Consider the following 21,094-nt stretch of genomic DNA (forward strand, 5'->3'; position numbering starts at 1 on the left):
CTAAGCTTTCAATGCTTTTTTATAATGGTCCCTGTATGATTACAGGGACTATATGTATGTAACAAGGAGTTGTAATCTATTTATGATGAAAAATGCTTATAAAGAGTTATATGGTTCCAAAGGTATTGATACAAATTACGAGAGAGAGAAAATAGAGTATAGACCTAGTATAGGATATACCAAGGAAATGGCGATACAAAACTTACAGCCCCAAGTGAAGGGAATTATAGAACGATCCCGTAAATTTACAGTTTCTCAGAGTTTGTTAGACTATGATGAATTGATTAATGAAGTAAATGTGATTCTTAAAGATATTAAAGAAAGAAATGATAATCAATTAATTGATAAATTAACAGAGAATTTGAAGCAAAGACGAGTTAAAGAAGCAGCTTTATTAGAAAAAGAATATTGTGGTTACAAACAAAAGGGTGACTTAGAATTATACAGCCTCTTATTTAATATAAAAGAATCAATAACTTCTCAAAGGGAATTTATTGATAGTAGATTTAGGGTCCAATTTACCAATGAAAGCGATTTAGAAAAAATTGAGAAGGCAGAATTAAAATCAATAGAGGAATGGGAGTTTTTAGAAGCACAAGTATTAGAAGGATATAGTATTTTAGCAGAAGCCCATGAAGATGATGAAGAACCCATAATGGATGAAAACTTGTTTCCTAATATAAGAGAGTTAAATTATGAAGTTCTGACTAAAATGGAACAAATTAAAAGGAAACAGGAGATGTTCCATATTACATTAGCAGATACATCTTATATTCATAAGAATAGATATTTTATGATTCTCAATGTAATAGAAAAGGCAAAGATACTTGTATATGATTCCAAATCATTAATTGATAAAAACTTAAAGGCTTTTATTTTAAGTATAAAAGAGTTCGGTGATTTAAGTATAGTTAAATCACATTTAGTTCTTAACTTCAATGATATACAAGATCAGCATTTAAGTATAAAGGGAAGAATGATTTCTTTAGATGTTGAAAAAGAAATATTTGCATCAGAGAAACATTATTTGCATCAACAGTTAGAAGTAAAGACTACTGAGCCATTAAAAAATTGGTTGTTCAATCAAGAAGAGCAGATGAGTGGATCTATGGATTTATTTGCTACTTATATGATTAATTCGATTGATAATGTAAAAAAAACTTATGAATCAAATATAGCAGATATACTAAATTTCTATAAATCAGAATCAGATTTCTATGAGAAACAAACCAACCTTTTAAGAAACAAGGAGGAAATCAGGAGGTTCTACAGGATTTTAGAGGATTTAGAAGGTGTGCAAGAAATTCAAGGATCTTGGATTGAAGAGTATTTAAGGGCGGAAGGATACAGCATTTAAAGAAGCGTGTAATACAATACAATACAATGTATAATAGTTTTGAATCAAATTATTAAGGTTAAATATCTTTAATGTATTGGTCTTTTTATTGATGAAAAATATTAAAAAATATATGTACTCTAGCATCTAAAAAATATCCATATACAAATCTAAACCTTGTATGATTCTTCTCTTTATATACTGAAAGTTAAATAGGCGGGCGATACCATACTCGTCCGCTTATTGTTTTAAGTTAATTCGAAGGAAATAGGGATATTTGAATTAAAAAGTAGGCTCAGTTTCAAATGAAAAACATTTTTTTATTTTGTTAAAAACATATGGAACATTAGCTCATTCTGCGAGAATTGCTTACTTTATGGAGTACAAACAGTTGTTGAGTGTTTGAGCCAGATTTAGTTTTTGAGTAAAGGGAAAGTATCTTAAGAAATAATTAATTATTGGCAAGAAAAAGGTTAAATTGGACTTTTACTTTTCTCAAAGAGGTAAATGAAAATTATATTCTGCTTCTTAAAGAAGAGGCAGAATATAGAGTGTAATGAAAGATGGTTATAAACCAAAGTATCGGAAACAAAAGAATTAAAGAAGGGGGTGAGTAATATATGTTAGAATCACTTTTTTCTGAATACGTTGAGATTACATGTTTAGCAAAGCCATTTCCTGTTGTTGCTCATAAACCTATGAATGATAGATTATTTAAAAATATTACCTTTTTAGAAGATGAATCTGATATTACACTTCGTCTAACACCGATTCACATTGGTCAATTAAAAGTAAATACATTAGTGCAGAAGCAAATGTCACTAGAATCTAGCAATGAAGATGTATATAGAATTAAATCAGTGCTATCTAAAGAGAAAAACGGAGTTAATGAGTCATATTGGGTTAGTCACAAGCAATCAGAGTATGATAATGCCATTTCATTTAACCAATATAGGGCACATGGGGTTTCGGATAAAGGACTAAAAAGTGATTGGGTTTATTCAGATATTAAAGACGAAGATGGGAAAGAAATTATTTATAATATGATCCATGATGTTATAGATTTATTGTTAACCGCTAATGATAATCAGATTGAAACATACATGGAATACATTACAAATGACGCCTTTATAAATATCATAAAAGAAATGCATCCTAACTTATTTAAAACACTTGATGCAAGGGAATTAAAGAAAGTATCAATGAAAGAAATCCTTCACGTTATCGGGAGCAAATCAGGGCATCATATTCAGGAGCAATTTGTTTCTCAATTAGGCGAATCATTTACAGTGATATCGAATTTCCTAACAACTAAGTTTAATGAAGAATTGATGTCTTCTCCGGAAGAGTTTGCCCAACTATTGAAAATCTATAAGATTTTTGATCAGTACCAAAATACAAATAAGGACTTTGTGGAAATGGTTCTTCAGTATTTCTTAATAGATTCTATGGAAAATTTATTTGAAAAGACTGATATTGAAGTAATATTGAAGAACGAGGAAGAAACGGGCATTTATCTGAATGGTGAGTATAAATTGGATATCAAAGGCGAGTTAATAAAAGCAGTAAGCTCTTTATCGCTGGATGACCATTTTGTCTCTAAAGTGCAGGATGCAGTACAATTAATATCAGAGCCAATTATATTTGAAAATATTGTGGCTAAAAAAGATGAAAATGTTGCAAGGTATTTAAGGATGGCGCTGCGTACAGTATACGCTCCGTTAACTGCAATGGACGTTCGACTAATGGAGTTAGATCATGAACTAGATGACCTGCATAAATCAAGCTCTCATAGTAGTCTACTTGAGTTTACGACAATTGATGATAAAGACTATGAAGTTCGCAACTTACTCGTATATGACATTGTATCATCTCTAATTAGAAATGATACAGATTTGCAAAACTTATGCGAAGTGGAAATCTTAGAAAGAATCATTAAGTTATGTGTAGATCATAGATTAAATATGTGGGTAGACTATAGTTTTGAAGAGATTGTAACTGTACTGTTAGGTGTAGGTGAATCTTTTGAGCATGAGTATAACAAGTATATTAAAACTGTTCAAGAGCGTAAAACTGTTCATTCTATTGATTCCTATAAAATTGAATCTACACTTGCTAGTTCATTAAAAGAGGCATTTTCATCAGCCTATAAAGAAATGCTACATATACAACCAACGAGTCATCCATTTATTCAAAAAGAATCTCAGAAAGTAAGCTTAGTAGAAAGTATTCGGACACACTACGAAACTTTTAAAAGCGAAATTAAACAACATATCCAAACAAACATAAATGAAAAAATTACACATCAATCAGATTACTTTAAAAGGCTTATAGAATTATGGCCAATTATTCTTAAAGATATGGCTATTATTAATCATGAAGTGCAAGACTTATATCCCAATGAGCCAGTTCTACTGTTATTAGAAGATACTGCAAATGCTTTAGATATCAATAAGTATTCTGATTACAGGGAAGCAAAGCAGTTTTCAGAAGAAGATACTTATTACAATTTATTTAAGCATTACTTGAGGAATCCTAATAGATATAGGTACTTAGAGAAGTTTGATGCTGAAGTTCAGCATAATCCAAGAGATGTGTTTATCATAGATGGTTCAGACGTTGTTCAATATGCTTTAGGTGAAATGGAAAATGGCTGGAGTTTAGGGGTATTTAAACTGGGCGTAAATACCTTAAAAGGAGAAGTGAGCGAATCATGAGTATGAAAAATATTCAGAAGTTATTAGGGTTACTTCCAGATGGTCCTAAAAAAGAAGCTCTAAAGAGAAAACTGGAAAGTAATTTATCAAAAAAGAGACAACGAGGGGGAGATGGCTTGCGTGATTCATTCGAATTAACATCAAGAGGTCATATAAAAATTGAAGAAATCAATTCAGCTGGTAAGGTAGTTGGAGTGTTAGCGGATCAAAAGAACTTAGTTTTAAATGGTGCAGAGGAAATTTTGTTACGTGCATTTTCAGGGGATCCTACCCGTGTATTATATAAAAATCGTATTCCTAAGGCATCTACAGGAACGACTAATAAGATTTATATTACTGAGTCAAAATTAAAAAAAGCTCCTTTATTTGATGGTAATCAGCTTCTTCATGCGCCTAACTTATTATGGGCAGAAGTAAACGATGAAGATTTCGAAATATCATATGGTTACTATCCTGTAACTCTTTATATAAAAGAAGAGGTGTCTGGTGAATTAGGTAAAAAGGCATTTACTCTTTCAAAAACGCCAACTGCAGATCGTGTTGCACTATCAGCAGAAATCTATTCAGGATATACAAATATGTTCATTGGTATCGGTGAGGGAGAGAACTACAAAGTTCCATTTACTGATAATCGATTAACTTTATCGAAGGGCATTACAGTTTCTAATGAAAAGGCAAAAGCAACGCTTGAAGGCGAATCTATTAAATTTAAGCAAAAGATTAGTAACTTTGTCTTAGAGGTAGAAAAGTCTAGTAAAGGTGCTCAAATCGACATTTTTGTAAATGATGTTTTAAAAGAAACAATTGAGACGTTAAATAGTGAGCTCTCTGAACCTGTTGTTCATGAGTTTAAATATGATGGATTTGATAACACATCAGAAACGGAAATTAAAATCGTTCATTCTGGTGCTGATTCAGGTGTAAGTAACCCAGAGATGAGCATTGCTGCTGTTCGATTTGATGCATTATCAAAAAATATGAACGGATTACTTAAAGAGATTACTAACTTTGAAACTGAGTTTGTAACACCAGCTGCTTATAATACAACACCAATGGGGCCTTTTACTATACAAATTCCGAACCATCCAATAAAAGAAGGAACGGTTAAGGTATCTTATGAAGGTACAGATTTCACAGAAGTAAAAGATCGTAATCAATTAAATGATTTAACATATGTAGTTGACCATATGCGAGGTATTGTTGAATTTAATCGTGCCTTAACAGGCGTAATGGTTACGTATTCTATCACTGGTGAAATTTATGATAGTGAAATGGTTTCTACTATGATTGATGATAACGTATCTAGAGAAGAGACAAAGATCCTTCCTGTTACAAATGAAGTTCCTACTGGTGCTCTTAATTCTTCAAACCGTAACTTTAAGTTATCTCAAACGCAAATACAAGATGGAACATTGCTTGTAAAAAAAGGTGGAACTACACTATCTCAAGGTGATTTTGAAAGTATCGATCTAACTAAAGGGACATTTATCTTGAATGTTGCACCAGCTTACAATGAAAAAATTATTGTAGATTATTCTTACAGTAAGACAATGACAGTAAAGATTCCATGTAATAAATATAAAACTGAATATGCTTTCAATAAAGAAACAGTTCGTATTATTGATCAATCAGGAAACTTATTAGAATTAGTAGAAGATGTTGCAGACTTTGGTGATGGAAAATACATGTTTGATGCTGCTGATAAGAAGTGCATCGATTTATCCAAAAATAGTGCGAACGGTACAGCGATTTCTTATATTGAAATCAATTACCGCTCTGCGGAACGACCTGGGGTTCCAACAAATTATACTCGTGCAATTGTTGAAAAACCAAAGACAGTGAATGAGTATCCTTGGTTTGAATTAGATAAAGGTTCCGTAAGATTCGTAGCTGAGTTCCCAGAATTCAAGCCAGCGCATAATATTACAATTCGTGAAATGGGACTATTTGATGGACCTCGTGTTGATGATAAAATCGCCGGATTCCGTGAGTATCCAGTTAAAGCATTCTCTCTTGTACGTGTAGGTGACACAAGAAAAGATGTAAATACAGGTATTCGTATTACATGGACAATTACGCTTCTTAATGAAGGCGGAAAACCATTCATGGGTGGAAAAAACTAATAGAGAGGTGTGGATGAAAACATGACACAAGACAAAGCGATTTTAAAAGCAAAAGGACATGTAAAACTTGAACTTTATAATGACAAAGGTGTTTTTTATAAAAAAGAAAAGAAAAACCTTGTTGTTCAATCTGCAAACGAAGTTGTAGCAAACATGATGGCTGATCCTGCAAAACAGCTGCGTGTAAAACAATCGGATAAGGGGGCTTCTGCTGTTTCTGCAAACAGTAGAGCCTTATATCCATTCGCACTTTCTGTACAACATGAAGAGATTGTACAGGTTGATATGGATTGGGGTTCAACAAATGCACAAACAGAATTTCAATTAGACTCATTAAAAGGTTTAGTTTCTCTAAGTTCTGTTAAGGTAGGGGAGACAGAGCTTGTTATTGATGAGCATGTATTTGTTACTGATGAAGTGCTTGGTAAAGTTAAATTTGCAACCGCACCTACTGAAAAGGTAATATTCAAGTTCCGAAAAATTAAAAATCCATATATGAAAGTTATATCAGGTACAGAAAAAGTTACTGTTGCTGGTGTTGAATGGCAGCGAGCAAGCGTGGCGAATCATGAAGCTCGTAAGTATCAAGTGGATTACTTAACAGGTGAAATTCTATTCCAGACACCTGTAACGAATGTCAAAGTAGATTATGACTATAATATGCGTTATTGCTTAGGATTCATGGCTTTAGGTGGTAAACCGACTGCAAATCATCCTAACTATCAACCTGTTGAATATGGTAACTCAAATAGATTAGATACATTTATGCGAAATGAATTATCTGGATCCCGTATGCCAGTTTATTACCCTGCAACCATTTCTAACGGCGCTACTGAGATTGAGCCAGCTATCCCAACTCAACCAATTGCTAATGTATCAAAAACAAATACAATTGCGATTACTGATAATGGTGATGGATCTACTAAAAAATTAGTTTATAACCTTCAGAACTTACATGATAGTGGTTCAGGCTTAACAGGACGTAAATTGCTAGAAATTATTTCTGTGCGAAATGTAACAGCAAACACAGATATTAAAGCGAATGTATCAGTGGTTACAAATGAAACTTCTGGAGTATCTATTCGATTTGCTGATAGTGACATAACTATTGGTCACACGGTTCAAGTAGAGTATCGTTTAAAATTAGATAATCGTCATTTAATTTATCAATTAGGACAAGCACCAGTGGTAAAACTTGTAGCTGTTCGTCATATTGATGCAATTGATAGTACAAATGTCCGTGAATATAATATCGTTCAAGATGGATTACGTCCTAGCCAAGGTGATGTTTGGGTTTCAAATCCGAATACTGGGCATATTACATTCAGTTCTGAACCAACAGGTGGTCCAAAAGTACATACACCAGGTCAAATTCAAGTCGAATATATGGTGAATTCAGGCACAACTGTTAAGTTTATTGCGGATTTCCCGAAAGGTACACCAGCCCCATCAATTGAAAAAACGAAAAAAGTAGTTACAGTTGGTGCGGGACAAACATCTATTATCTTAGATGCTGCAATTGCAAAAGAAGAAAATGGTGCTTTCATAGTTCCAGAGGTAATCGTCAATCATTCCGGCACTACAAAAACATTGGAATCTAATGAATATACAATTTCCTTAGACGGAAAAACAATTACTCCAAATAGCATTAGTACAGGTGACATTGTAACGATTAATCATAGCTATGAAAAAACAACTCATGATGTATACCAAGTTGCTATGTTCGATGAGAAAGTTGACGGGAAAATGTTCAATATCTCTGGTATCGGCCCAGTAACAAAAGATAAAAATACAGGAATGCGTATTACTTGGTCTGTAACATTCTAATAAGGGGGATGTAAAATGGCAACAGTACCTTCTTATGCAACTGACTATATGAAGCGAATCGCCTTTTTGGATGGTCAAGTATTACATGATTTTCACTTAAATATGATGCAAAAGAATATTGCAGAAGCAATTAAGTTAAAAACAACACGAGAGAGATATGATATGTATCTCCTCGTGTCTCCTTATGACATGTATTTTTGTGAACCTTTTATAAATAATACTGATCGAGATGAAAATAGTACAGCTGCATTAAATACATTAAGTTTTTCTATCAATTCAGGAGCGTGGGAAAGTTCATTATTAGAGCTTCCACTTCCAACAGAGGAGATCAATCTTGTCTCTAATTTTGAAGATTACCCTAATAAAGGGGCTTACGTTAAATTCTATTTTAGATCATCTAAATCAGCAGATTGGCAAGAAATAAGAATAGATCAGCCTACTTTATTAGAAACACCAAGAAAATATATTCAAGTCAAAGTAGAATGTACTTATACTGGTACCGTACGCCCAAATGTGTATGATTTTGCTTTGATGTGGAGATAAAGGGGGAGTAATAAATGGCTTTTGTTAGACAACACCCTGATTATCCTAAGTTCAGAAAAAAGGTCGGAGTAATGCCCGACTTTTCTGGTTCTAAACTAGCCGATCAAGAACAATTAATAGGAGCACAGGATGGTGTGAATCGAAATTTCCGCTTTGTGCACGTGCCTTTAAGAAATAGTGAAAAGATATATAAAAATGGAATGAGAATGAAAAGGGCTTCAAACGAAGGTAATCTAGATGGTGATTATTACATTAATTATTTTACCGGAGAAATATTATTTTCTTCTAAACAAGTGCCACAGCCTACATGTGTTATTGCTGTTGATTATAAGTATACAAGTGAGTTATAAAGTATGAGTATGATTTATAAAACACTTCCACATCATATGCAAGATGAAGTTCACTTAGATCAAGAAATAGAGATAATATTTATGTTGGATATTAATGTGAATAGTCTTCGGCAAGAAAATATTATATTGATAAATTTAAAGGGAAAAAAGGTAGAACCAGTTACATTTACATATAATCGCAAAGTTTTAAAGGTTAAACCCTTAAATATATTAAATCCTGATAGTCATTATCAACTACAACTCATTGGAAGAGAAAATGGAATTAAGGATATAACTGGTAGAATTATGGCTGAAACATATGAATTAGAATTTTATACAAAAAACATGGTTTCTGTTAAACCGCCTATTATTCTGAAACCCAAAGATCTTTCTATCATTACGAAAAAACCCGAATATCACTTAACAAAGATAGAAGAAGCTCTTTATTATGAATTGCAAATCTCTATGAGCAATACATTCAATAATTTAGTATGGCCGCAAAATAGTGAAAAAGTTTATTTATTAGAAGATGAAACAAGTGTTAAATTAGATATCTCATACAAGCAGGCACAATATTATGTAAGAGCAAGAAGTGTAGATTGTAAAGGGATATGTAGTTCTTGGTCAAAACCAATTAGCTTTTATTTTGATGGAGAAATAGACTCAAATATACAAACCTCAAAGAAAGAAGAATTTAGGGGTATGGATGATAAAGAAGATGTAATATTACAAACTTTTACGAGAGCTGTTAATCAGGAGCAATTAAAAAATTTACAAGAAGCTTTATGGGATTCAGATAACAAATTTTCACCTAAACTGAGTGTGACAGAAGTATTTCCTAAAAATAAGTCTGTCAATAATCCACTAGATTCCTTTCAGAAAGTTATAATTAAATTTTCTGAAGAATTAGACATTAATACTGTTAATACTGCCTCCTGTTACATTTTGGTGGAAAGAACTTAGTAGAAAAATATATTATCAGCTTATAGAGTTAGAAGATACGTTTAAAAGAAGGTGATGATATGGATCATATAGGGGAATTTTCTAAAAAAACAAAGGTTTTTTTAGAATTATTAACTTTAGGGCAGGATAGTAAACATATTGCAGTTGATTTTCCACCAACAGTGAGTATTGAGCGTTTTGATCAATATGGATTAGAAGCCATAGAAAGTGTTAAACTTGAAGCATTGGATAACCACTTCTCGTATAGTGGTGAGTATACCATTCCTGAAATTTTGGAGAGTGGTGAATATGTTTTAACCTATATAGCTACTATTAAGGGCAAAGAATATAAGAGAAAAGAACAATTTACTGTTATATCTGAATGTGCGCCTAGTTTTGAAAATAATAGGGATGTAGTTGTGTTAGATGGGGATAATTATATGTTCAGTTCAGAATTTCAAATACCTACTAGCATTTCTGTTGAGGGAAAAAAAGTAGAAATCATATTTGAAGAAAAAGTAAAATATAATTATACGTATCAAGTGGTCCTAGGTGATGAAATTAAATCAAAATCTGGATTAACTTTAGGGGGAATAAAAACTTTAACTTTTACCTCTAAATATGAGCCGATTTTTGCAACACCTTTAGAAGTGAAAAATATAATTGGAAGTTTATTTAAATATTTTTCTCTAAATGAAGTATATTGTGCATTAAGGGATGCTGGGCAAAAGGCTTTACAATACCTAGGGGAAATACCAGATGCTAACAATAGTCGTTATAGCCCCCCTACAGAGCAGGATGATACATATTTTGCAATAACAAAATATGTGGTACGTGAGGCTGTAAGGCTCTTACTTCAAGGTTTAATGTTTCGAGTTTTAAATAATTCATATAAGCAAGAAGATGAAGGTGGATTAAGTGGTACTATCCAATTGGGGGATTTTATGATTCAAGATAATTTAAACTCTGCCAATGAATCCAGTGATAGTCCAAATGGTATTCAAGAAGAATCTCTTTTTAAAAAGCTGCAAATTATGATTGCGTCTAATCAAAAAGAAATTAAATTTTGGTTAGATGTAATGATGGAGCAAAATAAACAAAATCATAACGAATCTGTTTCAGGCTCATTTGGTGCAGCAACAAGCTTACTAGAAGGGTGAGGGTTTGATGATTGATATTCGTAAAGAGTTTGCGCAAGTTCTTGCTAAATATGGTCATTCAATTATCTATGTAAGAAGAAACCTCCATTTTCGGTGTAAATGTTATATAGAACGAAGTGGTGAAGCTAAATTAAATTGCTCTAGATGTTTTGGAACAGGATATGAAGTGGTGATTGAAAAGAAGTTAGCAAGAAGAAAAGAAGCTTATGATTCTGAAACATTAGTTGAAGTAAATCAATTACAACCATATGGTACATATGCACCTAAGGCTTATACGTATTATTTAGACTATGGATCTAAACCAGAAAAGAATGATCTAATATTAGAAGTTGTTTGGGATGAAAAAGAAATGCCAATCAAGATAAAAGAGAAGTTATTAATTAGTGCTGTTGAACCTAAATTTGGAGTAAAAGGAAGAACAGAATTTTATCAAGTATATAGTCGATATGACTTTAAGGGGGATAGTGATGAATGGGCCCTCACCAAGCGTTGATTTTATACAGCATCCATTAATATACGTAGAAAGACAAGTTGAGATAGGCAAAAGATTAATTATTGTCGCCGAATCAAATAAAGGTCAATATTACGAACCAACACTTGTTTATGGGAAAGAAATGGTTATAGATATATTTGACTCTGGTCCAATTGTCCAATGTTATGAAGATGCCACTTCAATAGATGAGAATTTGAATGTATTTCTTATGAGAATGGAGCCTAATAGGTTTGATATAGTATTTACAGTGTTAGAGACTTTCGATTTTGACCTGCTTTACCTTGATGAAGTACAGTTTGATAAGCATTCCGAGTTAATTGATAATTATATTAGATTTGCAAAAATAAAAGAAGATAAAGGAAACTTGGTTCATTGTATTATGTCTTTATCTCTTCAAAATAAATTTTCTGATATTGAAAAGCATTTCAATAAAATTAATAATCTAACAAAAGAGCTTTCTGGTGATGATTTGGAAGAGAGTGGAAAATACTTATCGTTAGTTATCAATCAAATGGAGTTTAATAAAGCAAGCGCTGTGTATGCTGGAGTATTAGCAGCAATCAATCCAGAAATAAGTCCAATAAATAAAACTATACCTAACGTGAAATTAGAGGCTGAATTTACAAAAGAACAAATTCTTAAATTAAGAGAAGTAGGGATAGTCTGTTTTAAAAATACTTTTAAAAAGGGTATTGTGTGTTCTTCTTCTAGTTGTGCGGTAAGTACTGCTGACAGTGTCCACAAACATATCTCTAATTTTAGAATAGCACAAGAAATTATAAATGAGATAGCTAGAAGTTTAGAAGTATTTATTGGAAAACCTAATATTACATATCAAGCTTCTAACATTGAAGAAATAATTGAGGCGTTATGTTTAAGGAGAATATTAGATAGGAAGATTAGAGATTATGATTATTCTATAAAAATTAGCGAACTATATGGAATTATTGAAGTAAATATTGAAGTAGTTCCGATATTTTCTGTTCATAAGATAACAGGTCATTCAATTGTTCGTATTTATAAATAAAAGGAGAAATGTGTCTTGAGTAATATAGATCCATATTTAGCTATACAACAGGCACAAAGTATGCCTTCTTACATAAAGGAGGAATTAGAAAGTTACGAGAGTAGCCTTCGAAAAAATAATGAAATTCTTCCAGAAGAAGATCCATATATTGATAATCGATTACGTTCAAATAAGCCTATTACTTTTCTAAGTTTTGTGGATGAATTACAGCAGCTTTGGAGCAATGCTGGTCAACCTGGTGAGTTTATACGTCACTCTCCACTGAAAGAGGAAGCTGAGTTTCCTCGTATAACTTATCGAGTCATGAAAAGGGAAGTTAGTAAAGATTTTAAGGATATCAAACCAAGACATAGGGGTACAATTAGGCATCCTTATAGAGATGGTGAATATGTAGAACTCTATGGTCAGATTTTTGATTTAATAGTTGAATTTGTAATCTTTTCTAAAAGTGCAGAAGAAGCAGACGAAATAGTTTTGGATCTAGAGGAATTTATTCAAACTTATACTGGTTTCTTTAAAAGAAATGGAGTTCAAGAAATTCTATTTGATTCACAAGGAACTGATGAAGTGGTTCAAAATCAAGGTATTAACTTGGCTAAAAGACCTATGTATTACAAAATGCGATTTGAAAAAATTACAGTTAAATTTCTTAATGAAATTCAAAAAGTTCAAGTTGTTTCAAAGATTAATAATTCTCTTTAGTTAAGAGATTAATTTAAAAGGAGGAACCCTAATGTCAAACTTTGAACAGTATGAAAACTTACCGGGTGTAAAAGTATCTTATGAAGATGGCAATCTTTATACTGGTAAACAGGTAGAAGACTCAAGAACACAGGCTATTTTAATTATGGGTACTGCTATTGACGGTCCGGTTGGAGAGCCAGTATCAGTTAATCAAATTGGTGGCCCTAAAGCTGCTGAAAAAATGTTTGGTGGTTTACTAGAGAAAAAGACTATAGTTGAAAATGGTGTAGAAAAAACAGTTCGTGTTCCTCATCAGGGCACACTAATACGTGCAATGTGGGAAGCAATACGTGCTGGTAACGAAGATATCCGTTTACTTCGTATCTCTGGTAAAACAGCAATGTCGGAGATCCTTGCTAAGGATGAAAATAGTGAAGTTACAGAGCCGTTAGCTGATATGTTGGGTAATAATTTAATTCCAGGTAATGTTGCTTTTACGAAACGATTAAACATTGAAAAAGATCAACGATTAGTAAAAATTGAAAAAATTGAAGAGTTTGAAGGAACTGATACAGCAGTGGATCCAGTTAAAACATTCCCAGATTCCACTGGCTATCAAAATGTAGATATTACACCTGGATCCGAAACAATTTATTTTACAAAAGATAAGTTTCGTCCTAAAAATACTATTAAGGTTATTTACAAAGCTAAAAAACGTAATTATTCAGAAGTAACACGAAACATGGATGGTAAAACTAATTCATCAACTTTAGGATTATTAACTCAAAATCCTACAATGACAAATTACTTTTCTTCAGAAGTAGGAAATTGGTCAGATGAGCCTATTCATCAAGTAAATGTTTATACAAAAGATGCTGAAGGTAGAGTCAATGCTATTCCAATGGTTAATACATCTGGAGAACGCTTATGGCGTATTGGTAAAGGCGATTCAGCGGTGAAAAACGAGCTTACTGATATCATTACAGCAGAAGAATATAAACAAGGCGGTATTCGTTTTACTGAAGCATATCAACAAGAAGTAGCTAAGGGTATATACCCAGCACTAACGGCGGCTTTATTAGTAGTGGCAGATTACTTCTATTACAACGACTTAGAGATACAAAAATCTGATGAGTATGTAGTACCAGGCGCTGAAAAAGAGTCAGTATTAAAACATACACCAGTAAGTGATTCTCTTGAAGTATATTACGAGTTAAACGGAAAACGTATCACATTAAAGCCAAATGATCATTTTACTGTTATTTATCCAGATGGAAAAGAAAGAATAAAAGTAATGATTAAAGCTGGTGTTGCTCCTGTGGGTGCTAAATTGTTTGCACATTATAAAACAGGTGAAGGTGCTACCCAAGGTGCAAAAATTAGTATTTTAGGTAAACACGGTGGTAAAGTGTACGGTGGTATTCAGGATATTCGTGATTTTGAAAGCCTTTATGGTGTTAAATACACTGTTGAATATGAAGTAAATGAAAATGGTACACTTGATATGGACAATCGTGTAGTGCGCTTTATCAAACCTTCAGATAAAAAATTAACATCAAATGATACTGAAATCCGCTTTAGAACAAAAGAAATGCGTGGTATTCGCACAATTCGTGAGTTTGCGAATTATATTAATAGCTTGCCACAAAATAACATTGTTCGATTGGAAGTTCCTGTGAACACTGGTGATGTAGCGATAACGGGTTTAATGGTTACGGATTACAATGTAAGTCCAATTGATGGACGTTATGATTATCGTCCAATTAACTTAGGTGAAAAATATAACGAAGATGAAGGGAAATATTCGTTATATGTAGATGATAATAAAGCCGAAAATGATGCAGGACGTTTCCAGTGGTTAGGTGGAGATGGTTTTTATGATACTACTAATTTAATGGCTATGAAAGAATTATATGATTCTCTAGGCGGAAAATATGAGTTGGTTCCAGCTACTTTAGATGAATATGATCTAGTAGAACAAGGAATATATAGTAAATTAGAAAACTATTCGGTTGATCTTATTTGGCTATGTGATGCATTTGCTAACACTACAATTGGTGCTATTGCTGATGATGGTTCAACTTATATAGATAATAATCGAAACTTTGCTACTCAATTAGCACAACATTGTGCAATGGTTAGTGCAAAAACATACGAAACAATTGGTGTAATTGGTGTAGCGCCGGCCCCTGAAATGGGATTGCGTGAGGTCCAGCAATACATTGACTTATTAACTAAGGGAATTGGGGTTGACGAAGAATCAGCTCAATACTGGTATTCTCGTGGTATTAATCCTAATTATTTAAATGCTCATTATATGTATAATCTTGCAACAAATGAGCGTATTTTCAATGACGAAGGTGAACCAATTGATATAGGACGTTATGCTAACGTTGTATTCGGTCCTGAAACAGGATTAGCGCATGAAAAGCTTGGCACATATATTGCGAGTGGCGCAGGTATTTACGCCGCTCTAATTTCTCAATTGCGTCCTGAGGTGTCTACAACAAATAAACCAATTGCAGTTTCTGGTTTACGTTACAATTTATCTGAAGCACAGCATAATCAATTGGCTGGTGGACATTACGTTACATTTGAGAATAAAGTGAGCATAAATGGCAACCGTTCTGTCGTTGTAAAAGATGGTGTAACAGCAGCGGGACCAATGAGTGATTATCAACGCTTATCTACAGTACGTATTACACACGCTACAGTGCAAGTAATTCGCAAATTAGCGGATAAATTTATTGGTTTACCAAATGGTGTAGCTCAGCGTAATAGTTTGGCAACAGAAATTCAGGCTGGTTTAGATAAATTAAAAGATTTTGGTGTTTTAACTAACTTTAAATTTTCTATCTTTACTTCAGCTAAAGATCGTGTGTTAGGTAACGCATATATTCAACTTGAATTAGTACCGGCATATGAAACTCGTAAAATCTATACAAGTGTAGCACTACGTGCAAGCTTATAATAAATAATGTGCAAAGAGTGAGTAACTCTTTGCACATATACTAAATAAATTTCACAAGGGGTGAAATACTCATGGCTTTTAATACAGAAGAATATACTCGCACCTTTTCTACGTTCTCAGGTGCTGATATTGCGGCGACATTTAACGGCCGTATAATTGGAGAACTACAAGCAATTTCTTATTCTGTTTCACGTGAAGTTGCTCCAGTCTATACAATGGGCAGCCCAGATGCTCGTTCTTTCTCTCGTGGTAAACGTGGCATTCAAGGATCCTTAGTATTTGTTCAATTTGATCGAGATGCATTACTTGAGGAAATGAAAAAAGAATATAAAGGTGCACCGACTCCAATGCGTTTCCAACAATACATTGCAAACGGAAATGGACAAGGCGCTCGCTCTGGACGAATGGGGATTGAAGATGAGATATTAAGTGGTTTGAAATCAGTTTCTCCAAATGGTGCTAATACATATGGTATTAATACTTGGGATGAACAAATGACTCGTCTAGGATATGCTCGTACAGACGGCGCACAAAATGGTGGATTTAATACCGATAATTTAACCGATTTCTTTGTTCCTGAATATGCCGATCAATTAATGCCGTTCAATGTGACTATTTCAATGGCCAATGAATACGGGCAACGTGCTGGTATGGAGATTTACGGCATTCAGTTATTAAACGAAACATCTGGTTTTTCTGTTGACGATGTAATTACCTCTAAGGCTTATACATTTGTTGCTCGTAAAATTAAAGGTGTACAAGCAAAAGATAATCTACGTCAAGAAGGTGGCGCTTCTGGTAACGTTGCTTCTGGTGATATTCTAGCAACTGGATTTTAATACACAATAGGACAGCATAATTGCTGTCCTATTTTAGAATAAAAGGAGGCATACATGGAATCTATTAATTTACTAATTAAAAATTTAATTCCGTATATTAGAAACCCTAAAGTCATGTCAACTTCTCCTAATGGGGCATACGATTTAATTCAGTGGATGGGTAATACAGGTACTCAATTTAAAGATCCTATTTTATTTGTTAGGATAGCAGTTTCAGAAATTAATCAAAGGTTAGATTCAGAGAGTGCACTAATGGTTTTGAGGAACTTTATCTCACTTGCCATGAAAATATTAAAAGGAAATGAGCAAGATGTTGTAATACGGCTTATTGAATCCACTATTCAAGATATAAGAAGATATCAAGTGAGAATAAAAGAGCTAGACGAAAATTCTCAAAGGAAAAAGAAAGAAACATTAACTGTACCTTATAAAAAAGGGCCAGATGCATATCATAAGAATTTTAATTCTTACACTGGCTCTGATATGGTGTGTAGTATTAATGTTCCAGGAAAAGGACCTGTTATTTTTGGTGAATTATCCAGCTTATCTTACTCGGTGTATAGAGAAAAATATCCTGTTAGGGCATTAGGGCGTGTAAGTATGAAAGGTTTTACCAGAGGAATGCGGACTGTAACTGGAGTACTAGGCTTTACTGTATTTGATGAAAGTATTGTATATAGATGCATGAGGGAGATAAAAGAGGCTGGCTATAGAATGTTGATGGATGAAATGCCGTTATTTGATATTACAACATCAATGGCGAACGAATTTAGTGCTCAATCTTCCTTAAGTATATATGGTGTAAGTACTTATACTGAAGGCATGGTTTTAAGTGTTGATGATATTTTTACACAAAATGTGTATGAATTTTATGCTTTAGATATTGATCCAATACAGCGTACAAATCTGTCTGGTTCAGTGAAATTGCAATCTTTATAGGAGTTGTTAAAAATGGTAACAAATAAAGGATATTTTGGGAAAAGACAATCACTACAAAGTACATTAACACCCCGACAAGATATGTATGCCCGTAATGATACAAGAGTAGAGTATCAAATATTTAACTCTGAATACTTCTCAAATGCAGATGTGAAATTATACTTTGGGGATATATGGGTCGATGAAATTACAAGTATTTCCTTTCAATTATCTGAAGAAGTTTTACCTATATATGGATATAATTCTTATACAATGGATGCAGTAGCACGCGGAAAGAGATTAATACAGGGAGCTTTTTCAATAAACTTTACATCTGTTGGCTACTTGCAACAAGTTGTGCAGAATGCAAATGCTATTTTCCATGCCGTTTCTATTGGGGAAAAAGAAGGGAAAATAAAACCACAGTATTATCAAAATCTAAAGTTAGATCAGATTTTAAAACGATTAGGTAAAAGTTCTTTTGATCAAATTGCTGATGAATATGAAAATGCTATATGGGGTGCTCAGAAGGATAATGGTCATTATATGAGTTATGATGATGCTCCTTATTTTTATAATTCACAATTCGGGTTCGATATAAGAGTTCAATATGGAGCGATATCAGAATCAAGCGGATACATAAGTAATCAATTGTATGAGTCTAATAGATTTAGTAAGCCTAATTTAACAATAGATGTGATTAATGGAGTTCAACTCGCAGGGGTATCAAAATCCATTTCAACAGCTGATCAAGGATCCCCTATACAAGAACAATATTCATTTATTGCTAGAGATTTAAATGGAAGATCTTTAGCAAGTTTTTCACAAGGAAATAATAATGAACATAAGGAGCAATCCGTAGAAACGATTTATCGCTCAATACAATTTGGACAAATTGAATAAAAACAGCTTTTTTTACTTGAATAAAGATATTATAATTGTTGTGTAATGCATTACAATTCAGGAGGGATAAAGATGAAAATTACTAAAAAAGAGAATAGACTTAAAAAAGATAATAATAACCAATTAGATATGGTAGGTGCGACGAACGTAGTAGATGATGAAAGTTCAATAAATAAAGATTATGTAGGAGAAAAGTTAGTTTTTACTGGTGTAGATGGGATAGAGTATTCTGAAAATGAATGGAATGCCCCCGTAATAAAAAACGGTCCTACACGTTGTGAAGTAGAAGAATGGAAAGAACGATATGGTGGTATTTACTTTACGCCCTTTGAGGGAGAAACATTTATATGGAGAACATTAAAACGACCTGAATATCGAGAAATAATTAGAGATCAAGCATTAACAGCTTTAGATCGTGAAGAGATGTTGACAGAAAAGTGTGTACTATTCCCAAGAAATTTTACAATTGAAAAGATGTTAAAGAGCAAAGCTGGTATTCCAAGTATATTGTCTGAAATGATCATGGATAAATCTGGTTTTGTTGCACAAAGTGAACCAATAAAGCTTTAAGTTATAGCAGGACGATATGTTCTGCTATCTTTGTTATAAGAGGGTGAAAACTTAACATGGATGAAGAATTAAAAGTAAATGATCTTATTGAATGGAAACAACAATTTGGTGATATCTATCAGTTAGATATTTTGGAACAGACGTATATCTTTCGGGCGCTAGGAAGAGAAGAGTATAAAGAGATTATTCTAATGGATTTGGATTTAGGAGAATTCCAAGAAATCATTTGCTCACAAGTAGTTATATATCCGTATGAGTATGATTATTCTACTGGAGTTGCTGGGATTGCTGAGATATTATCAGACGTAATATTAGAGGTATCAGGATTACACTTAAATCAAGCAAAAGAATTATTAGATGAATATAGAGAAGAGATGCTAAATTATGATTATCAAGTAGATTGTATGATTCATGAGGCCTTTCCAGAATATCCAATAGAAACAATTGCAGCATGGCCAGTGAGGAAAACAATGTATTATTTATCTAGGGCGGAGTGGATATTACAAAATCTAAAAGGAGTTATACTAGAGTCTGTAAATGAAACAATAGCAAGAGAGATGCAGCGACATAATCAACCAATTGATGAGGAAATGTTACAACAAGAAATCCATAAACAAGAGCAAGTCATTTTTCAACAAAAAAACAATCAAAATGATGAAAAGATATTATTTGAAGATGATATGAGTAGTGAGGAAGGGGTATTGGCTATGCTAGCCCAATCAGGAACAAAGGTAACAACGCCAACAACTGATTTTGAAGAATTACATCCTGAGTTAGGGTGGTTTAAGCATCAAGATGAATTAAAAGGGGAGTTTGATTAATGTTTGAGATTCTTGAAAGAGGAGAGCTTGATACTCATGCAAGAATTACGTTTTGAAGACTATAGGAACAAACAAAGAGAGACAGAGCGATTCTATAGAAGTCCTGAGGAAAGACAAGAGACAAAATTTATTAGAAATTTTGGAATGAGAATTATAGGGACAGCAAATGCGTTCACTGTAAGAGATGGAACAGATGTATTTGGTAAAAACATTCAGTTTCTTAATACAAAAGGGAAAATAATCCATTATCCTGTAGAAAAAAATTCAAATAATCAAAGTCCATTAATTGTAAGAAAAAAAGATGAAATAGCTATCAACAGGATGCGAGGAATACAGGGGAACGAAGATAGTATTCAAGTAATGGATGAACATCATCAATTAGCGAAACAAGAAAGACCAGAACAAATAGAAACCTTAAAAGTATTTTCTGAAAATCAAGAGAGAGTTCATAAGGGGATTTTTGGTGATAGGATAAAAGAGCTAAAATCATTAGAATATTACATGAAAAAATATGGTATTCCTGAATGGGCTTGGGAAGGTCAACGTCCAGGGTATGATTTAAATAATGTAAAAGTAAATAAAGTAGAAGGGGCTAAAGGCAATTTTAAGTTTAGAGAAAGTAATAACGAATTATTTCGTTGGGCCCCAGGTTTACATGAAGATAAAGAGGACTTAAATATTATTTCTAAAGAGGAAAATTCTAGTTTTGAGGGATTTAATATTCTAAAAAAAAGTCTTATAAATAATTTACAAGGGACAGGATTAAGAAATATACAAGTTAAAGTTACACCCTCACATGGCACTGAAACATATGTAAACTTCTCTTATCATGAAGATCGAAGAGAAGAAATAGAAAATCACTTGAAGAAATATGCAAATCGTTATGTATAA

18 protein-coding genes are annotated in these 21,094 nt (G+C 33.0%); all 18 read left to right on the top strand.

Annotated features, from left to right (window positions below):
• The first annotated feature begins 82 nt into the window (after positions 1 to 82).
• The 18 genes from BCG9842_RS28480 (at position 83) to BCG9842_RS28565 (ending at position 21,094) form a co-directional block, all read left to right on the top strand.
• Complete coding sequence (locus BCG9842_RS28480) at positions 83 to 1,357, top strand: hypothetical protein (protein WP_000977192.1); 1,275 nt, start codon at positions 83 to 85, stop codon at positions 1,355 to 1,357.
• Positions 1,358 to 1,956: 599 nt separating this feature from the next.
• Positions 1,957 to 4,053, top strand: a complete 2,097-nt coding sequence (locus BCG9842_RS28485) for a hypothetical protein (RefSeq protein ID WP_000894036.1) — start codon at positions 1,957 to 1,959, stop codon at positions 4,051 to 4,053.
• The gene (locus BCG9842_RS28490; RefSeq protein WP_000062087.1) at positions 4,050 to 6,176 is read left to right on the top strand and encodes a hypothetical protein; all 2,127 of its coding nucleotides are present in this window, start codon (positions 4,050 to 4,052) and stop codon (positions 6,174 to 6,176) included. The genes BCG9842_RS28485 and BCG9842_RS28490 overlap by 4 nt, the downstream gene beginning before the upstream one ends.
• A 21-nt stretch (positions 6,177 to 6,197) precedes the next feature.
• Entirely contained in the window at positions 6,198 to 8,003 is a 1,806-nt protein-coding gene (locus BCG9842_RS28495; protein ID WP_000189782.1) for a hypothetical protein, read from the top strand.
• A gap of 15 nt (positions 8,004 to 8,018) precedes the next feature.
• The gene (locus BCG9842_RS28500) at positions 8,019 to 8,546 is read left to right on the top strand and encodes a hypothetical protein (RefSeq protein WP_000246817.1); all 528 of its coding nucleotides are present in this window, start codon (positions 8,019 to 8,021) and stop codon (positions 8,544 to 8,546) included.
• Positions 8,547 to 8,560: 14 nt separating this feature from the next.
• Positions 8,561 to 8,896 carry a hypothetical protein gene (locus tag BCG9842_RS28505; protein ID WP_000896259.1) on the top strand — a complete coding sequence of 112 codons (336 nt, stop codon included), beginning with the start codon at positions 8,561 to 8,563 and terminating at the stop codon, positions 8,894 to 8,896.
• Between the two features lie 3 nt (positions 8,897 to 8,899).
• Positions 8,900 to 9,838 carry an Ig-like domain-containing protein gene (locus BCG9842_RS28510; protein WP_000061857.1) on the top strand — a complete coding sequence of 313 codons (939 nt, stop codon included), beginning with the start codon at positions 8,900 to 8,902 and terminating at the stop codon, positions 9,836 to 9,838.
• A gap of 59 nt (positions 9,839 to 9,897) precedes the next feature.
• Positions 9,898 to 10,977 carry an Ig-like domain-containing protein gene (locus BCG9842_RS28515; RefSeq protein WP_000349588.1) on the top strand — a complete coding sequence of 360 codons (1,080 nt, stop codon included), beginning with the start codon at positions 9,898 to 9,900 and terminating at the stop codon, positions 10,975 to 10,977.
• Between the two features lie 7 nt (positions 10,978 to 10,984).
• Positions 10,985 to 11,470 (top strand): hypothetical protein, encoded by a 486-nt coding sequence (locus BCG9842_RS28520; RefSeq protein WP_000565547.1) that lies wholly within the window; start codon positions 10,985 to 10,987, stop codon positions 11,468 to 11,470.
• Positions 11,445 to 12,497: a hypothetical protein gene (locus tag BCG9842_RS28525; protein ID WP_001014238.1), complete on the top strand. Its 1,053-nt coding sequence runs from the start codon at positions 11,445 to 11,447 to the stop codon at positions 12,495 to 12,497. Before BCG9842_RS28520 ends, BCG9842_RS28525 begins: the two co-directional genes overlap by 26 nt.
• Before the next feature lie 15 nt (positions 12,498 to 12,512).
• The gene (locus BCG9842_RS28530) at positions 12,513 to 13,199 is read left to right on the top strand and encodes a hypothetical protein (RefSeq protein WP_000065118.1); all 687 of its coding nucleotides are present in this window, start codon (positions 12,513 to 12,515) and stop codon (positions 13,197 to 13,199) included.
• Between the two features lie 31 nt (positions 13,200 to 13,230).
• Positions 13,231 to 16,152 carry a hypothetical protein gene (locus BCG9842_RS28535; protein ID WP_000064433.1) on the top strand — a complete coding sequence of 974 codons (2,922 nt, stop codon included), beginning with the start codon at positions 13,231 to 13,233 and terminating at the stop codon, positions 16,150 to 16,152.
• A 71-nt stretch (positions 16,153 to 16,223) separates the two neighbouring features.
• Positions 16,224 to 16,991, top strand: coding sequence for a hypothetical protein (locus BCG9842_RS28540; protein ID WP_000885294.1), 768 nt, complete (start codon positions 16,224 to 16,226; stop codon positions 16,989 to 16,991).
• 54 nt (positions 16,992 to 17,045) lie between these two features.
• A complete protein-coding gene (locus BCG9842_RS28545; RefSeq protein WP_000443935.1) occupies positions 17,046 to 17,930 on the top strand; it encodes a hypothetical protein in 885 nt (294 codons plus the stop codon).
• Positions 17,931 to 17,942: 12 nt separating this feature from the next.
• A complete protein-coding gene (locus tag BCG9842_RS28550; RefSeq protein WP_000258403.1) occupies positions 17,943 to 18,812 on the top strand; it encodes a hypothetical protein in 870 nt (289 codons plus the stop codon).
• Positions 18,813 to 18,884: 72 nt separating this feature from the next.
• Positions 18,885 to 19,382 carry a hypothetical protein gene (locus tag BCG9842_RS28555; RefSeq protein WP_000705017.1) on the top strand — a complete coding sequence of 166 codons (498 nt, stop codon included), beginning with the start codon at positions 18,885 to 18,887 and terminating at the stop codon, positions 19,380 to 19,382.
• Positions 19,383 to 19,438: 56 nt separating this feature from the next.
• Positions 19,439 to 20,203, top strand: coding sequence for a hypothetical protein (locus tag BCG9842_RS28560; protein ID WP_000343074.1), 765 nt, complete (start codon positions 19,439 to 19,441; stop codon positions 20,201 to 20,203).
• A gap of 36 nt (positions 20,204 to 20,239) precedes the next feature.
• A complete protein-coding gene (locus BCG9842_RS28565) occupies positions 20,240 to 21,094 on the top strand; it encodes a hypothetical protein (RefSeq protein WP_001157043.1) in 855 nt (284 codons plus the stop codon).

It is taken from the genome of Bacillus cereus G9842 (assembly GCF_000021305.1).
Taxonomy (GTDB): domain Bacteria; phylum Bacillota; class Bacilli; order Bacillales; family Bacillaceae_G; genus Bacillus_A; species Bacillus_A thuringiensis_S.

What these genes read in the sequence shown, in the direction of transcription:
- BCG9842_RS28510 (WP_000061857.1), top strand. Translation starts at nt 8,900, where the DNA reads ATGAGTATGATTTATAAAACACTTCCACATCATATGCAAGATGAAGTT.
- BCG9842_RS28490 (WP_000062087.1), top strand. Translation starts at nt 4,050, where the DNA reads ATGAGTATGAAAAATATTCAGAAGTTATTAGGGTTACTTCCAGATGGT.
- BCG9842_RS28485 (WP_000894036.1), top strand. Translation starts at nt 1,957, where the DNA reads ATGTTAGAATCACTTTTTTCTGAATACGTTGAGATTACATGTTTAGCA.
- BCG9842_RS28495 (WP_000189782.1), top strand. Translation starts at nt 6,198, where the DNA reads ATGACACAAGACAAAGCGATTTTAAAAGCAAAAGGACATGTAAAACTT.
- BCG9842_RS28540 (WP_000885294.1), top strand. Translation starts at nt 16,224, where the DNA reads ATGGCTTTTAATACAGAAGAATATACTCGCACCTTTTCTACGTTCTCA.
- BCG9842_RS28535 (WP_000064433.1), top strand. Translation starts at nt 13,231, where the DNA reads ATGTCAAACTTTGAACAGTATGAAAACTTACCGGGTGTAAAAGTATCT.
- BCG9842_RS28565 (WP_001157043.1), top strand. Translation starts at nt 20,240, where the DNA reads ATGCAAGAATTACGTTTTGAAGACTATAGGAACAAACAAAGAGAGACA.
- BCG9842_RS28515 (WP_000349588.1), top strand. Translation starts at nt 9,898, where the DNA reads ATGGATCATATAGGGGAATTTTCTAAAAAAACAAAGGTTTTTTTAGAA.
- BCG9842_RS28545 (WP_000443935.1), top strand. Translation starts at nt 17,046, where the DNA reads ATGGAATCTATTAATTTACTAATTAAAAATTTAATTCCGTATATTAGA.
- BCG9842_RS28555 (WP_000705017.1), top strand. Translation starts at nt 18,885, where the DNA reads ATGAAAATTACTAAAAAAGAGAATAGACTTAAAAAAGATAATAATAAC.
- BCG9842_RS28560 (WP_000343074.1), top strand. Translation starts at nt 19,439, where the DNA reads ATGGATGAAGAATTAAAAGTAAATGATCTTATTGAATGGAAACAACAA.
- BCG9842_RS28550 (WP_000258403.1), top strand. Translation starts at nt 17,943, where the DNA reads ATGGTAACAAATAAAGGATATTTTGGGAAAAGACAATCACTACAAAGT.
- BCG9842_RS28500 (WP_000246817.1), top strand. Translation starts at nt 8,019, where the DNA reads ATGGCAACAGTACCTTCTTATGCAACTGACTATATGAAGCGAATCGCC.
- BCG9842_RS28525 (WP_001014238.1), top strand. Translation starts at nt 11,445, where the DNA reads ATGAATGGGCCCTCACCAAGCGTTGATTTTATACAGCATCCATTAATA.
- BCG9842_RS28480 (WP_000977192.1), top strand. Translation starts at nt 83, where the DNA reads ATGATGAAAAATGCTTATAAAGAGTTATATGGTTCCAAAGGTATTGAT.
- BCG9842_RS28520 (WP_000565547.1), top strand. Translation starts at nt 10,985, where the DNA reads ATGATTGATATTCGTAAAGAGTTTGCGCAAGTTCTTGCTAAATATGGT.
- BCG9842_RS28505 (WP_000896259.1), top strand. Translation starts at nt 8,561, where the DNA reads ATGGCTTTTGTTAGACAACACCCTGATTATCCTAAGTTCAGAAAAAAG.